Genomic DNA, 15,090 nt, shown 5'->3' on the forward strand with positions numbered 1-15,090 from the left:
ATTCCTTTGCCGCCGTCACAGGTTATTGCCGTTTCCCGGCACCGCGCCCTCCGGCGCATGGGGTTGAACGTCCGCCGGCAGCCAGAGGGTGACGGTGGTACCGGCCCCGAGGGTGCTCCGCAAGCTGAAGCCCCCGCCGTGCAATTCGACGATCTCCTTGACAATGGTCACGCCCAGGCCGGCGCCGGGAATATTGCCGGAACTGTCGGCGCGGTAGAAGCGCTCGCCGACGCGGGCGGCCTGCTCCGGCGTCATGCCGATGCCGTGGTCGGCCACGGCAATCTCGACGAAGGTCTTGCCCTCGATTTCGCGCGTGCCGCAGCGCAGATCGATGGCGCCGCCGGCCGGCGAATACTTCACCGCGTTGCTCAGCACATTGGTCAGCACCTGGCGCAGCTTGGCCGCGTCCGCCCGCGCCGCCGGCAGGCCGTCCGGGATGTGCGCGACCAGCGGCCAGCGTGCCGGGTCGATGTTCATCGCCGCCACCGTGTCGCCGACCAGCGGCGCAAGCGGTACCGCTTCGATCCGGAAATCCTTGCCGCGCCGCGCCTCGATGCGCGCCAGGTCGAGCAGTTCGTTGATGATCTCGATCAGCCACTCGGTTTGCCTGTGGATGGTGGCGAGCAGGTCCCGGCGCGTCGCGTCGTCGAACTCCTGGCTCATCAGCAGTTCGGTAAAGCCGTAGATGCTGGCCATCGGCGTGCGCAGTTCGTGCGCGGCGTGGGCGAGGAACTCGCTTTTCAGGCGGTCGACTTCCATTTCGCGGGTGACATCGCGCACATAAAGCAGGCGGCTCACGGCAGCCGCGGTGCTGTTGACGCCGACCAGATCAAGCACGGCGCCGCGCGGCCGGCGCAACATCAGCGGGTGGCTCGGTCCCTCCCCGGCCGCCGTCTCGCCGGCGCCGACTTTTGCTTCTTGTCCGGCGAAACAGACGCCCAGCCCCGGCCACTGTTCCGGGTTTTCCGCCAGTTCCCGCAGCAGTCGTTCGAGTTCGGCCGGCGGCCGCCCGACGATCTCCGTGGCGCGCAGCCCGGTCATGCGCAGGAAAGCCGGGTTGACCAGTTTCACCCGGCCCTTGCCGTCGAAGGACACCAGACCGTCGGGACTCAGGGCAAAGATCGTGTCGACCTGTTCCGTGCGCTCGCGGGTGATCCGTTCTTCGGCCTGCAACCATTCCATGGTGCGCGCAAGTTGTTGCCGTTGTTCATGCAGCTTGGCCGACGCGTAGTTGAGCGCGGCGGTCACGTCCTCGATTTCCGCAGGCGCGACCAGCGCGGGCAGCAAGCGGCCTTCGGATTGATGAAGATCGACGGCGAAGCGACGGGCGTCCTCCAGGGCGCGCATCGGACGGCGCAGGAAAAGCAGCAACAGCAGGCTGCTGCCGACCACGGCCAGGAGGGTGGCAACGACGGTGGTCATCGTGATGCGCTTGCCGATTTCGTCGAGCGCGGTGTTGCTGACGTCGGCGCGCACCCAGCCCAGCAGGGCGCCGGCCTTGACCGGATGCCAGGCCACCATGCGATCCCGTTCGGCGGCCAGCATCGGGCCGGGCATGGCCGGCGGCGCCAGGCGCGTCGCGGGTGGATCGAACACCCGCCGCACACGGCCGTCGGCGCGCGTAACGTGGCTCAGGATCCGACCGTCGGCATCGGCGATGCGCAGTTCGAGAATGCCGGGGAAATCGGCACTGCGCACCAGCAAGTCGTCGAGGGCATCGAGGCTGCCGGTTACGATCGGATTGGCGCTCGCCACCGCCAGGGTGCTCACCAGCGCGCCGGCCTGGCGTTCGATCGCAAGGCGTGAAACTTCCCTCTGTTGCCGCAGCATGTAGGCCGCATGCAGGCCGATCGAGATCAGCAGCGCGCCGGCCGTCAGCAGCGCGAGCTGCGGCATCAGGCGTCGCGGAAGCCAGCTGCGGGGCATGGCGCGTTACGGTTTGGCGCTGCGCACCACGTATTTTTCCAACCCGTATTTTTCCAGGGGCTGGTAGTCGCGGGCATGGTCGGCGCGGACAGGGCTGGGCAACTGGATATCCTTGAGCAGTGACTGGCCGCCCGCGTCCCGCGTCATTGCAAGCAAAGTCTCGACCACGACGCGACGGATGGCTTCCGGCACGCGCGGATGCGCGGAGAGCGGATGCGGCGCGACGTCGGGGGTCTCCAGCAGCACCCGGAGGGCCGCCCGCAACTCCTCCGGTTCCTCGGCCAGCGTCGCGGCGATGCCGCCGGCCGCGGCCGCCTTGCCGGTGGCGACATGACGGAAGGCGTTGGCGTGGGTTTTCACATAGACCGGGACGATGCGGATCTTCTCGCGCTCGGCCAGCAGGGCGCGTATCCAGAGCGAAGCGCCGAAGGCATTCGGCGCCGGGAATGCCACCTCCTTGCCGTCCAGTTCCCGGGCCGACTTTATCGGATCGTCGGTGCGCACCATCAGCATGCCCTTCAGCGGCGTGCTGTCGCGCAACAGCGGAATGTAGCCCTGCGCGCGCCGGGCCATGACCTGATGGTAGGGATTCATATAGGCGAAATCGGGCTCGCCGGCCAGCACCGACTCCTCGAATTTTGGAATGTCGGCGGCGATGCGCAAGCTGAACGAGGCCCCGGTCGCCACGCGCAGGCGCGCCAGCACCGGACTCCAGTCGCGGTGAATCTCCTCGGCGCGAAACTGCGGAACCACGGCCAGCGAGTAGGATGCCTTGCCCGGTTCGGCCGCGATGGCGGCACCGGCGACGACACAGAGAACGAGGAAGCGAACGGCGGCGTTGCGCAACACATTCATTGGGCTGCTCCTGAAATGTGGGTTGGCTCGTCCGTCCCGTCGGCCGCTGGCAGCCAGGCCGTGACGGCGGTGCCGACGCCGGGTGCGCTGACGATGTCGACCCGTCCGCCGAGAAGTTCGACAAGTTCCTTGACGATCGCCATGCCCAGGCCGGAACCGGGAATCTTGCCGGAGGCATCGGCGCGATAGAAGCGCTCGCACACATGGCTGACCTGATCCGGCGTCATGCCGATGCCGTGGTCGGTGACGGAAACGCCGACGAAGACCTTGCCATTGCCGTCGCGCGTGGCGAAGTGAATTTCGATCGCGCCGCCGGCGGGCGAATACTTCACGGCGTTGCTCAGCACATTGGACAGCACCTGGCGCAGCTTACCGGAATCCGCCAGCACGAGAGGCGACTTTTCGCCGGGATCGACGCTCAGCGGCCAGCGCGTCGGGTCGATGTTCATGGCCGCGACCGCCTCGTCGGCCAGCGACGCGAGCGACACCGCCTCGATCCTGAAATCCTTGCCGCGCCGCGCCTCGATGCGGGACAAGTCCAGCAGTTCGTTGATGATGTCGACCAGCCATTGCGTCTGCTTGTGGATGGTGGCGAGCAGATCCCGGCGCGTCGCGTCGTCGAATTCCTGCGTCATCAGCAGTTCGGAAAAGCCGAAGATACTGGCCATCGGCGTGCGCAATTCGTGCGCGGCGTGGGCGAGGAACTCGCTCTTCAGGTGTTCGACTTCCGTCTCGTGGGTGATATCCCGGAAATAGATGAAACGATCGACGCTTGCCGCCGTGCCGCGAACGCCGACTATCTGCAACACGACCTCGCGCGGCCGGACCAACGCCAGTTTTTGAGTGGCGGATACCACCCTGTCGCCGGCAAACAGCGCGCCCAGCGAACGATAGCGCTCGGGCTGCTCCGCGCTCCGGCGCAGGCGTTGATCCAGATCGCCCACCGACCGGCCGAGGCATTCCGCCGCCGCGACGCCGGTCAGGCCGTGGAACGCGGGGTTGGCAAAGCGAATCGTGCCGTCCGCCGCGATCGCGATAAAGCCGTCGGGGCTCAACTCGAACAGCGCATTGATCTGCGCGTTCCGATCCTTCAACTCGGCGCCTTGTGTCTCCAGTTCCTCGCCTTGCTGCCTCACCTTGAGCCGGGCGACCGCGGCATGGGCGGTAACGGTCAGCAGCAGCACCTGCAACAGCGCCGCCAGTGACAACCCGACGATGCCCGTGGCCCAGGCCACCCACGACCGATTCGCCGACTGGTAGGCCGCGGTGGGATACACGGCAAGTTCCCAGACGCGATCGGCGATCGTCATGGGAAACTTCATGGGTGTCGCCGCGGGTTTCCCCGGCGCCGCGCCTTCCGACTGAAACACCATGCCGCGCGCCCCTCCCGTCACATCGTCGATGCGAAAGGCAAGACCGTGCACCCGCGCGGACCGGGTGGCGATCTCCACCATCTCGTCGACCTTGATCACGCCCACGGCGAAGCCAATCAGGCTGGCATCGGTCGCGGCGGCGGCAGTGTCGCCCGGCGCGGCGCGATACGCGGGATGAAGCAGCAATGCGCCGACGCGCTTGCGGCTTTCCTGAACCAGCTGAACGGTCGCCGTGATGCTGGAACGGCGCGATTCCCGCGCGCGCCGGATCGCGTCCTGGCGGATCGGATCGGAATTGATGTCGTAACCGAGGGCCGGCAGGTTTCCCTGCAAGGGCGCGATATAGCCGACGACGACATGCTCGGGGCGATCTCCGGCGCGGATCAGGCGCCGCTCCGCGTCGCGCTCCGTGATCTCGAAATCCGCCTTCGGTGTCGCGCGCGCCATGCGGCGCTCGAACGCGGCGCGGTCCTCCCGGCGCACGCGCGGATTGAAACTCAGGGCGAAGATGTCCGGGTTTTCGCCCAGGGTGATGCGCGTGAAATGCTCGAAATGCGCGTAGCTCATGTCCGGCGACACCTCGATCAGGCGCTTCAAGGCGGCCAGCGCTTCCTGGTGGGCGATGAAGCGCTGGTCGAGCCGCCTCGCCAGGTCTTCGCCATGGCGGAAGACGAACTCATCGCGGCGTGCCGTCTCCCATTTTGCGACGACGACGTAGCCGACGGCAATCACCGTCAATGCCATCAACATCGCCGGCCAGAGCGCGCTCAGCCGCCCACGCCAGATCGGTTGCGCGCGCAACAGCCAGGCCAGACTCAGCGGCAGGGCGACCAGCACCCCCAGCGTATCGCCGGCCCACCAGTTCCACCAGGTGAACGAGACGTTGCCCGCCGGAACCAGTCCATTGAAGTACAGGGCGCCGACGCCGAAACTGGCTGAAACCAGGCAGGCCAGCGGCCCGGCAAGCGCCAGGATGCGCACGATGCCGCCCGTCGATTCCATCGCCCGCCAACCTTGTCCGGTGACGCGCTCGACGAGCCATGAAGCGAAAAGCGCCTGTGCCGTCGAACCGGCGGCGATTCCCAGCGCGGAGAATACGGTCGCGGTGCGCGCGGCCTCGCCCAGGTCGCCGGCGCCCAGATTGAGCAACAACGATCCAAGCGCGATGCCGGGCCAGGCGCGCCGCCCCGACCAGAGCATGAAGGCGACGGCAAAACCCGCCGCCGGAAAAATCGGGCTGGCGTAGCCGGGAGGAATCGCCAGCGCAAGCCCGGCCAGGCCGAGCACGAGGTAGGCCAGCGCGGCGAGCGCAATGCGTCCAATGCGCCCGTGCGTTCTTGCCCGCGTTTCCGGGTGGATCTGCGAGTCGGCCGTCATGCCGCATTCCTTTCCGCGGCACGGGGCTCCGCGGGCAGCCAGAGAAAGACCGTGGTGCCGGCGCCGACCGCGCTGTCTATCTTGAATCCGCCGCCGTGAAGCTCGACGATCTCCTTGACGATGGCCATGCCGAGGCCGGTGCCGGGAATCCTGCCCGAGGTGTCGGCGCGGTAAAACCGCTCGCCGACGCGCGCAACCTGATCCGGCCGCATGCCGACGCCGTGGTCGGTGACGGCGATACCGATGTGGTGTTTGCCTTCCCGATCGTGCGCGGCGCAGCGAATTTCGATCGCGCCGCCCTCGGGGGAATACTTGACCGCGTTGCCCAGCACGTTGGTCAACGCCTGGCGCAGCTTGGCCTCGTCCGCCCACACCGACGGCGGGCCGGAGTCGCACTCGACGGTCAGCGGCCAGCGCGAGGAGTCGATGTTCATCGCCGCCACCGTGTCGCCGACCAGCGGCGCGATCGGCACCGCCTCGATCCGGAAATCCTTGCCGCGCCGCGCCTCGATGCGCGCCAGGTCGAGCAGTTCATTGATGATGTCGACCAGCCACTGCGTCTGTTTGTGGATGGTGACGAGCAGGTCACGGCGGGTGGCCTCGTCGAATTCCTGGTTTATCAGCAGTTCGGTAAAGCCGAAGATGCTCGCCATCGGCGTGCGCAATTCGTGGGCGGCATGGGAGAGGAACTCGCTCTTCAGGCGGTCGACTTCCATCTCGCGGGTGACGTTGTGCATGTAGAGCAGCCGACCGACGGCGGTGGCGGTACCGGTGATGCCGAGCAGATCGAGCGCGGCGGCGCGCGGCTGGCGCAAGACCAGCTGGTGGCGCGGCCTGGCGGCGGTTGCCGCCGTCCCGCCGGCGCCGACTTTTGGCTGGAGAAAGCAGGCTTCGAGGCCGGACCACTGTTCCGGGGCTTCGGCCAGTTCGCGCAGCCGGCGCTCCAGTTCCTCCATCGACCGTCCGACGATTTCCGCCGCCGACATGCCCGTCGTGCCAACGAACGCCGCGTTGACGTTTTCCACGTTCCCAGCCCGGTCGAACGACACCAGGCCGTCGGGACTCAACTGAAATATCGCGTCCAGTTGCGCATTGCGATCCTCGATGAGCGCGGTGGCGCGCTTCAGCGCGGTGATGTCGATGCGGTTGCCGGCGATGAAGCCGCTCGGCGTGCGATGCTCGACGATCAGCAGCCAGCGACCGTCGCCGAGCCGCTGCTCGACGACCTTGCCGTCGGCGGCCTGGTGCTGGGCGACGCGCGACGCCACCCATTCGTCGATGCGGCCGACCGCGTCCGTGTATTGGCCGCGTTCGGCTCCCCTGCGCACGATGTCCTCGAAGCGGTTGCCGGGCACGATCAGGTCCGCGCTGGCCGCATAAAAATCGCGGTAAGCCTCGTTGCAGATCACCAGCCGGTCGTGCTCGTCGTAGATGGTGAAGCCCTGCTCGATGCTGCTTACCGCCTCGTTCAGCAGTCGGCTGGATTTCTCGGCGGCGACATTCGCCCGCGTCAACTCGCGGTTTTTCCGCAGCACGATGTACAACGCGGCAAGAATCGCCAGGACGAGCGCGGCGGACAGCCCGTAGAGCCCGCCGACGATCAGGGTGCGATGCGCATCGAAAAAGGCCGCGCGCGGATTGAGCAAGGTGGCTTGTTTGGCGATGTCCCCGGGCAGGGTAAGCTTTTGCGCCTCCAGCACCGCGTCGTCGAACAGGTAGGCGTTGGGACTTTTCAGCACGGGCGGAATTTCCGCCAGCGGCTTGCCTTTCAGATAGTCGAGCACCAGGCGCGCCGCGCCGGCTCCCTGCCGCGCCCCGTGGGTGACGAAGCCGCCGAGCACGCCGTCGCGAACGTAGGCGTCCTCCATGCTGACCACTCGCCGCCCGCCCTGGCTCAGGGCGCGCAGGGTGTCGGCCAGCGGCAGAACCTCGCCCCCGGCATCGGTCATTCCTCCCAGGGTGGTGAGGAACAGGGTTTGCGACGGCTCGCCGCGCAGCCGCTCCAGCATCCGGTCCAGGCGTCGTTCGCCGACGAAGCGGGCCTGCACGCGCGGGTAGCCGGCCAGATCCTTGCGGATTTCCCGTTCGACGGCGGCATGGGTGTTGCTGCCATCGCCCACAAAAACCAGCGTGCGCAGCCCAGGATCGAGACGCAGCAGCCAGTCGAGGTTGGGCGCGACTTCCTTTTTCTCGAAGACGCCGGTGAACCGGCTCCGGTCCAGACTCTGTCCGACCGCGTAATCGTTGACCCCCGAAAAGAAGATCGGGGCGGCGGGAAACAGATGCTGTAGATAGTCGCGGGCAAACAGCAACGCGTCATCGTCGCTGACGTAGATCGCCGCCGGCCGGTAACCGGCGTACTTGATGCGCAGATGGTCGGCCATCGCCTTGGCGTAAGCGCCATCGTAGGCGCGGCGCTTGGTATCGAGGTATTCGGTGCTGAGCGCGGGGGTCACGCCCGGGTCTGTCTTCAGCGCCGCGACAAAGCCGTCGTGCTGCCCGTGCGTCCAGGCGTATTCCTGCGAGTAGGAGTGCACCATCAGGATCGGCGTCGCCGCCTCGCTCTTCGCCCCCGCCAGCAACAGCGCCCCGCAGCCGACCGCCAGACAGCGCTTCAGCTGGGCGCGCAAACGCTCTGACGGAGAGCAGGACATGACGACCGCGTCAGTAGCCGTAGCCGCGCACCGGCTTGGGAAGCTTGGTGCGCATCTCGACCACCTCGACCAGAATGGCCGGGCTGAAGGGCTTGACCATGTAGGCGTCGGCGCCGGCGGCATCGCCGGCGGCATAGTCGCTGGCCTGGCCGCGCGCGGTGAGCATGATCACGAAACAGCCGGCCAGTTCCGGATCGGCCTTGATGGCGCGGCAGACGGCCATGCCGTCGAGATTGCCGGGCATCATCACGTCGAGCAGAATCACATCCGGCTTTTCGGCGCGAGCCAGCGCCAGCGCCGTCTCGCCGTCGCCCGCCTCGAAAATGCGGTATTTGCCGTAACCGAGCGCGATGCGCAGCACCTTGCGCAAGTCTGCCTGGTCGTCGACGATCAGCAGCTTTTCCTTCATCGTGGTGTTGTTCCTCATGATGCTTGTCCCTTTTGCAGTTGTTGCAACATGGCCGCGATGGCTTCGGGCGGCTGCGGCTCGCCGTACAGATAGCCCTGGAATTCGTGGCACTGGATGCCGGCCAGCAGGTGCGCCTGCTCCGCGTGCTCGACGCCCTCGGCGATGACTTCGAGGCGTAGGGCGAGCGCCATGGCGACGATGGCGTGGGCGATGGCGTAGGAATCGCCGCTTACATTGAGATCGGCAACGAAGGATTTGTCGATCTTGATGCGGTCGATCGGCAGGCTCTGGACCCGGCCCAGGCTCGAATAGCCGGTGCCGAAATCGTCGACGGCGACCGCGACGCCCAGTTCGCGAAGCCGCTTCAGATTGTCCAGCCCGGTATGCATCTTTTCCATCAGCTGGCTTTCGGTGATTTCGAGCTCGAGATTGCCGGGAGGCGTTTCCGTTTCTTCGAGAACGGCCACCACGCGGCTCACGAAATCGACATCGTTGAGCTGCCGGGCCGCGACGTTGACCGCCATGCGCAGCGGCGGCAACCCGGCGTCGCGCCAGGCCGCGAGTTGCAGGCAGGCGGCGCGCAAGACCCATTCGCCGATCGGCAGGATCAGGCCGGTGGCCTCGGCGAGCGGAATGAACTGGTCCGGGGGCACGACGCCGTGGCCGGGCCGGTCCCAGCGCAGCAGGGCCTCGACGCCCACCAGACGTCCGTCGCCCGCGGCGACCTGCGGCTGGTAGACGAGGCGGAGTTGTCCCTGGGCCAGCGCGCGGCGCAAGCCCGCTTCGATGTCCATGCGCTGTGCGCGGCGGCGTTCCAAGGTGTCGTCGAAGAAATGGCAGGCGTTGCCGCCGCCGCCCTTGGCGGCGTACATGGCGGTGTCGGCCTGCCGCAGCAGTTCGTCGGCGCTGTCGCCGTGGGTGGGATAGACGGCGACGCCGACGCTGGCGCCGACGTACAGATCGCGCCCGTCTATGACGAAGGGCACGGCCAGCGAGTCGATGATTTTCTGGGCGACGACGCGGATGTCGTCCTCATTGGCGAGGCCCGGCGCGATGACGACGAATTCGTCGCCGCCAAGCCGCGCGGCGGTATCGGTGTCGCGCACGGCATGCACCAGCCGCCACGAGAAATCCATCAGCACCTGGTCGCCGACGGCGTGGCCCAGCGTGTCGTTGATCTCCTTGAATCGATCGAGATCGATGAACAACAGGCCGACGCTGCCGCCGACCCGGCGCGCCTGGGCGATGACCTGCTGCAGGCGATCCTTGCACAGCGCCCGGTTCGGCAGGCCGGTGAGCGAATCGTGGTTGGCCAGTTCGTAGATGCGATCCCTGTCGGCGTGAAAGTGGCCGACATCGTAGAACATCGCGATGTAGTCCACCGGGCCGCTCCGGTCGACGCTCGTGGCGATGATGTGCAACCATTCCAGGTAGATTTCGCCGTTCTTGCGCCGGTTCCAGATTTCGCCCTGCCACTCGCCGTTTTCGGCCAGGGATTGCCACATCCGGTCAAAGAACTCGCGATCGTGGCGGCCGGATGAAAGCAGCCGCGGGGTTTTGCCGAGCACTTCCGCTTCGGTATAGCCGGTGATTTTGGTGAACGCCGGGTTGGCGGAAAGTATCGTGCCCCACGCATCGGTGACCAGGATGCCGTTGGTCGACCGCGCGTAGAGTTGCGAGAACAGCGCCCCCCGCTGCCCGATGTCGCCCGCCGCCGCCTCGGCCATGCGCAGCAGCCAGGTGATGCGGTAGCCCTGTTCCGGATCGGGCACCCGCAATACGCGACCGGACAGCGCCTTGCCGACGATGCTTGTGACCCGCACGTCCGTCGCTTCCCGGCCCAGGGTCAGCACCAGATCGGCGATCGTCTTGCGGTCGGCTTCCGCGATAAGGAGGGCGAGCGGGCAACCATGAACGAGGCGCGGCTCATGTCCGAGCATCTCGGTGGTGGCCGGACTTGCTTCAAGTATCGTGCCATTGCCGTCGGTGACGACGACGCCGACATCGGCCATGCCGGACAGCATCGTCGCCAGGCCGCGCTGGATCTCGCCGGCGCGCGGACTTTCCTTCAGGGCGCGGTCGAATTGTTCCTTGATGTCGTGGTATTCGGCGAACAGGGTACCGAAATCCTCGGCATAGCGATCGAGCTGCCAGCCGTGCGGATCGACCACGTCGCCAGTGACGAATTCGCCGTCCATCACGAATCACCGTTCGCCGGCAGGGCGTCCTCCAGGTGACGCGCCAGCGCCAGCGGGCTGAAGGGTTTGACGAAATAAGCGTCGGCGCCGGACGCGATGCCTTTCTGCCGGTCGGCTTCCTGGCCGCGCGCGGTGACCATGACGACGTGGATGCGGCGCAGTTCGCGGTCGGCCTTGAGCTTTTCGCAGAACTGATAGCCGTCCATTTCGCCGGGCATCATGATGTCCAGAATGATCGCCTGCGGGCGAATGCGGCGGACGATTTCCCACGCTTCCGAGGCTTCCGCCGCTTCGAACAATTCGTAACGGCCGGTCAGTGTCAGGCGCAGCATCTTGCGAATGGTGTCCTGGTCGTCGACGATCAATACTTTATTCATTTGCGGCTCCTGGTGGAGATTTGTTGCTGTTGGGTTTGCATTGCGTTGAGCAGCTCGCCGATGTCCCGGGCGAATTGTTCGGCCTGGTGCAGGGATGGGCAGTTGGCGCAATCCGGCCGCTGGCTTAGCGCCTGCGGCTGGCCGGTCGGCAGGGTGAGCGTGAATTGATGCAATTCGCCTTTTTCGGTGATGTCGGTTTTGAGCGTGCCGCCATGCAGCTCGACCACCGCGCGCGCCAAGCCCAGATCAAGCTCGCCGACGCGACCGGCGGCGGCCAGTTCGGCCTTCACCCCGGCGCGCGCGCCGCGCAACAGGTCGAGCGTGGCCGGCGCCGGCTGGTTGTGATTGATGTCGGCGGTGACGAGTTGATGGAAACCGATCTGCCGCACCCGCAGCAGCAGATGCGCGCCGACCGGAGCGTCCGCTATCAGCAGGCCGAGCAGACGCCTCAGCGCGAGGTCGAGCCAGTGCCGACTGCCATACACGGCCGCCAGGTTTTGCTTGCTGTCGTCAAGACGCAGGCCGACGCCGCGCGTTTGCGCCGTCTCGACCAGTTCGGCCGCCGCGCGTTGCAGGCGCTCGGCCAGCATCATGTACTCGTCGGCGAGAATCGGCGGGCCGGCAAGGAGTTCGCCCAGATCAATCAGGCGGCTGGCCGTGTCGGCGCCGCGACGCGAAACCTCCGCGAGTTCGGCGAAAGCCTGCTCGCCCGCGAGCGTGGCGGGTACGTAGCCCGCCACGCGCAAACTCTCGATGCGCTGGGCAAGCTCGGTGATCTTGCCCAGCGGCTCCGCCAGTTCCCGCCGCATGAGAAGAAGAAAGTTGTCGATGCCGGTTTCGGCCGACCTGGGTACCGCCGGCGGGGTTGCGGGCGCCGTCTTGGCGGCGCCGACTTTTACTTTGGCGACGGCTGGCGGGGCTTTGGGAGCAAACACATCGACTCCTTACAGATACGAGGCGCGGCGCTCGAGCATGCCGGCGACAATGGCGCGCAGTTCGGTGAAGGGCACGGGTTTGGGAAACAGGCGGACGCCGTCGGGCAAGCCACCGCGCGCCTCGACGTCCGCGGCGTCGAGGCCGGTGACGACGACGATCTCCATGCCCTCGCGGAACGATGACGTCGCCAGGCTGCGGATCAGCTCGAAGCCGTCCATGCCCGGCATCGCGAGGTCGGTAATCATCAGATCGGGGGTGTCGCGCCCGACGAGGATCAGGCCTTCGACTCCATTGCCGGCGACGCTCACGTCGAGCGGCAGCCCCCAGTTGGCGATAACGGTCTTGTAGAGTTTCAGCAAAACGACATCGTCCTCGACCACCAGGATTTTCATGCGCGCAATACGACGCTCCCCGGCGACGGGGACGGAACGGGGAACTCGCTCGCCCGCGAGCAACCGTTGCACCGAGGCCCTGCTGATGCGGCGGTGACCGCCCTCGGTCTTCCACGCTTCCAGCAAACCACTTTCAGTCCAAAGTTGCGCGGTGCGCAAGGACACACCCAGCATTTCAGCCGCCTCGCGAGTGGTGCAATAAATGGTGGTGGTCTGGCTCATGAAGCTATATCCGTTACCGATCGATCACTTATTGTATTCATATGGTACCATATAGTATCATATTTTGTCATTAGATATATATTTTGCGTGTTTTGACGATTCGATGAATGATGCAAGTGGTCAATAGGTACTCTCGGGTCACATGTGTCCGCTCCGCGCAGTAATGAAAGAATCTCTTAATAACATGATGTTTCTATCCGGCGCCCACCGGTAGGTCCGACGATGCGCCGACGTGTTCCTTTCCGCATGGAATGACGCCGCATGATCAATTGCGCTTGGGGTGATGTCGCGATTGGCTGGTGGTCAACCTTCGCCTTGAGGCTGCCCAGTAGATATGGTTGACATTTACCTTACCTGTGGGCACACCACAATTTCTCGGATAGGCTCCAACCCTTCGATACGACTTACCGCGCGAGCGGTTTAGTTCTTGGGCACAACATGGGCATTGGGCCGAGAGTTAGAACGGCCGTTCGCCAGTGGCGACTATTGGCCGACAGCAGAGTCCCTGCATAGGCCCACTTATTCTCGCATTGGCGGTCCAGACACGATCGGTCTTGGAAACAATTTACGCAGGACGGCCTCATCAAACGAGAGTTCGCAGCGCGGCAATGTGAGCCGAGGCTGCTTTGCGCCCGGCTGAAATTTCTCAGGCGCGTGGCCGTGCTTGTCCTCGCAGAGTTGCCGCGCGCCCTCCCGATTTGGAGGGTTGAGCTTTCCCAGCCAATCGACGAATAGCCGCCTTCCCTTGGTGAGGTTGCAGCCGCTGCATACATACGCGGCGTTCCGAATGGAATCTTCGCCGCCGCGTGAGAGCGGATCCATGTGGTCCAGATGCGCGGACTGGTCTTCCGCCAGCGCATCCAGTGATGAGAGCGCGTGAATGCCCAACGGACCACCGCAGTACGGGCATGTCGACCGCTCGACATAAAGCGTCGCGGGGAATTCGTACGGAACGGCGTAGTGACGCCACCAGGGCCCGAAAATGATTTCGAGCTTCCGTGCCTTCGCCGCCTCGTCGGCAAGCATCTGAGCCAGAGAATCGTCGGCCCCCACGGTCATTTGGTCGGGAAGCGAATAACCTTGGACTGCGGTTTGCCGGAGGTGGCCGGTTCCTCGCGGGCGCCCTCGGGCACACGGGGCAACCCACGCTCAAACCGTTCCTTAAGTCCCTCTGGGCTCACATCGAGGTATCGGATGGCCGACTTGATGTCGCGCCAGCCCACGTATTCCATCAGTTCTTTGATATCCCAGCCGCTTGCATTCGCCCAGCCGGCAAAGCCCCGGCGTAGTGAATGGCTGCTGTAGTCCTCGACGTCGGTGACGCCCACTGCCGCGAAAAGACGTCTCAGCAACGGGATGATGCTCGCCGCCGCCAATCCTCCTGACGCGATCGTGCCCCAGCGGTCGATCGCCCGGAACACTGGCCCATCAGTAAGGCCGGAGGTGGTCAGCCAGGATTCGTATGCCGACACCGGACACATGCGGGAGAGCGCTGGGCAACGGAAGGTTCGTCCTTCTGCGTTGCGATCCCCTTTGCTCCGGGGAACAAAGCAGGTCAGGCCTTCGCCGTGGGCGACGTCAATGTGTTCGATACGCAGGCGCACCAGCTCGTCGGAGCGAAAGCCACGCCAGAAGCCAAGCAATACGAGAGCACGATCGCGGGTATGACGTAGGATTGCTGCACGGTCGCCTTGCGCCTGCCCAGTCTCGGCCGCCGTTTGAAGCCACGAATCGATCCGTTGCAGGACGTCGAGTTGCAGGGGCTTTGCCCGCTTTTCCTGAGCTGGATGCAGGGTTCGGATGCCCCTCATAACCTGCCGCACCATTGACGACTTGGTCGGGTCCGGAAATCCGTGAGCCGTATGCCAGTGGGACAAGGCCGCCAGACGATGCTGAAGGGTATTCATGGAAAGGGATGCTGCGTAGTCGGCCAAATATCGAGCGACCGCTTCCTGCGTTGCCGGCAAGAACCCCTTCCATTCGACTTCAAAATGGCGCAATGCCGAGGCATAGCTGCGACGGGTCGTGTCCCTTTCGGCAGCTTTGAGGTAGGTATCAACCTGGCTCATGGATCGGCGATCAGACGCAATCAATTGAACTTCTTGAATCTGGAGTGCTGGATATTTTTAATCGTATCCCAGCTCGTGACGTGCAGCGTATCGATTGTCTTCTTGCCGCAGGCTTTCAACTCGGCCTGCAAATGCGGAAGGCTTTTCTCGGTGATCTGAGCTTCGATGAGCGTGAAATGGTTTCCGGCGAAGTAAGAAAATGATGAACCGGCAGTTCCGAGTTGGTATGCCCGAAAACGGGTGACCACTGGCAATAGTGCGTCAGTCATAAGACCACTCCTGGTTCCACAAACGGCCTGCGT

General features: G+C 65.1%; 12 protein-coding genes. All 12 read right to left on the bottom strand.

Annotated features, from left to right (window positions below; translation table 11 throughout):
* Positions 1-15 precede the first annotated feature (15 nt).
* A complete protein-coding gene (locus SUTH_RS18400) occupies positions 16-1,896 on the bottom strand; it encodes a sensor histidine kinase (RefSeq protein ID WP_052473471.1) in 1,881 nt (626 codons plus the stop codon).
* Between the two features lie 36 nt (positions 1,897-1,932).
* Positions 1,933-2,781, bottom strand: coding sequence for a phosphate/phosphite/phosphonate ABC transporter substrate-binding protein (locus SUTH_RS09105; protein WP_052473472.1), 849 nt, complete (start codon positions 2,779-2,781; stop codon positions 1,933-1,935).
* A complete protein-coding gene (locus SUTH_RS18405) occupies positions 2,778-5,531 on the bottom strand; it encodes a CHASE domain-containing protein (RefSeq protein ID WP_052473473.1) in 2,754 nt (917 codons plus the stop codon). The genes SUTH_RS09105 and SUTH_RS18405 overlap by 4 nt, the downstream gene beginning before the upstream one ends.
* Complete coding sequence (locus SUTH_RS18410; RefSeq protein ID WP_171817342.1) at positions 5,528-8,185, bottom strand: ATP-binding protein; 2,658 nt, start codon at positions 8,183-8,185, stop codon at positions 5,528-5,530. Before SUTH_RS18410 ends, SUTH_RS18405 begins: the two co-directional genes overlap by 4 nt.
* 10 nt (positions 8,186-8,195) lie before the next feature.
* The gene (locus SUTH_RS09120) at positions 8,196-8,612 is read right to left on the bottom strand and encodes a response regulator transcription factor (protein WP_231851119.1); all 417 of its coding nucleotides are present in this window, start codon (positions 8,610-8,612) and stop codon (positions 8,196-8,198) included.
* Positions 8,609-10,792 carry a putative bifunctional diguanylate cyclase/phosphodiesterase gene (locus SUTH_RS09125; RefSeq protein ID WP_041098729.1) on the bottom strand — a complete coding sequence of 728 codons (2,184 nt, stop codon included), beginning with the start codon at positions 10,790-10,792 and terminating at the stop codon, positions 8,609-8,611. The genes SUTH_RS09120 and SUTH_RS09125 overlap by 4 nt, the downstream gene beginning before the upstream one ends.
* On the bottom strand, positions 10,792-11,169 hold the full coding sequence (locus tag SUTH_RS09130; protein ID WP_041098731.1) for a response regulator: 378 nt from the start codon (positions 11,167-11,169) through the stop codon (positions 10,792-10,794). The genes SUTH_RS09125 and SUTH_RS09130 overlap by 1 nt, the downstream gene beginning before the upstream one ends.
* A complete protein-coding gene (locus SUTH_RS09135; RefSeq protein WP_041098733.1) occupies positions 11,166-12,104 on the bottom strand; it encodes a hypothetical protein in 939 nt (312 codons plus the stop codon). The genes SUTH_RS09130 and SUTH_RS09135 overlap by 4 nt, the downstream gene beginning before the upstream one ends.
* A gap of 9 nt (positions 12,105-12,113) precedes the next feature.
* The gene (locus SUTH_RS09140; protein WP_041098735.1) at positions 12,114-12,719 is read right to left on the bottom strand and encodes a response regulator; all 606 of its coding nucleotides are present in this window, start codon (positions 12,717-12,719) and stop codon (positions 12,114-12,116) included.
* A 519-nt stretch (positions 12,720-13,238) separates the two neighbouring features.
* Positions 13,239-13,772 carry an HNH endonuclease gene (locus SUTH_RS09145; protein WP_231851120.1) on the bottom strand — a complete coding sequence of 178 codons (534 nt, stop codon included), beginning with the start codon at positions 13,770-13,772 and terminating at the stop codon, positions 13,239-13,241.
* A gap of 2 nt (positions 13,773-13,774) precedes the next feature.
* Complete coding sequence (locus SUTH_RS09150) at positions 13,775-14,788, bottom strand: site-specific integrase (RefSeq protein ID WP_052473475.1); 1,014 nt, start codon at positions 14,786-14,788, stop codon at positions 13,775-13,777.
* Positions 14,789-14,808: 20 nt separating this feature from the next.
* Positions 14,809-15,057, bottom strand: a complete 249-nt coding sequence (locus SUTH_RS09155) for a hypothetical protein (RefSeq protein ID WP_148312892.1) — start codon at positions 15,055-15,057, stop codon at positions 14,809-14,811.
* Between the last annotated feature and the right edge of the window lie 33 nt (positions 15,058-15,090).

The sequence above is a fragment of the Sulfuritalea hydrogenivorans sk43H genome, from assembly GCF_000828635.1.
Taxonomy (GTDB): Bacteria; Pseudomonadota; Gammaproteobacteria; order Burkholderiales; family Rhodocyclaceae; genus Sulfuritalea; species Sulfuritalea hydrogenivorans.

Bases quoted from the DNA above. Each gene is read 5' to 3' on its own strand.
- SUTH_RS18400 (WP_052473471.1), bottom strand. From the start codon at position 1,896: ATGCCGCAGCTCGCGCTGCTGACGGCCGGCGCGCTGCTGATCTCGATC.
- SUTH_RS09105 (WP_052473472.1), bottom strand. From the start codon at position 2,781: ATGAATGTGTTGCGCAACGCCGCCGTTCGCTTCCTCGTTCTCTGTGTC.
- SUTH_RS18405 (WP_052473473.1), bottom strand. From the start codon at position 5,531: ATGACGGCCGACTCGCAGATCCACCCGGAAACGCGGGCAAGAACGCAC.
- SUTH_RS18410 (WP_171817342.1), bottom strand. From the start codon at position 8,185: ATGTCCTGCTCTCCGTCAGAGCGTTTGCGCGCCCAGCTGAAGCGCTGT.
- SUTH_RS09120 (WP_231851119.1), bottom strand. From the start codon at position 8,612: ATGAGGAACAACACCACGATGAAGGAAAAGCTGCTGATCGTCGACGAC.
- SUTH_RS09125 (WP_041098729.1), bottom strand. From the start codon at position 10,792: ATGGACGGCGAATTCGTCACTGGCGACGTGGTCGATCCGCACGGCTGG.
- SUTH_RS09130 (WP_041098731.1), bottom strand. From the start codon at position 11,169: ATGAATAAAGTATTGATCGTCGACGACCAGGACACCATTCGCAAGATG.
- SUTH_RS09140 (WP_041098735.1), bottom strand. From the start codon at position 12,719: ATGAGCCAGACCACCACCATTTATTGCACCACTCGCGAGGCGGCTGAA.
- SUTH_RS09150 (WP_052473475.1), bottom strand. From the start codon at position 14,788: ATGAGCCAGGTTGATACCTACCTCAAAGCTGCCGAAAGGGACACGACC.
- SUTH_RS09155 (WP_148312892.1), bottom strand. From the start codon at position 15,057: ATGACTGACGCACTATTGCCAGTGGTCACCCGTTTTCGGGCATACCAA.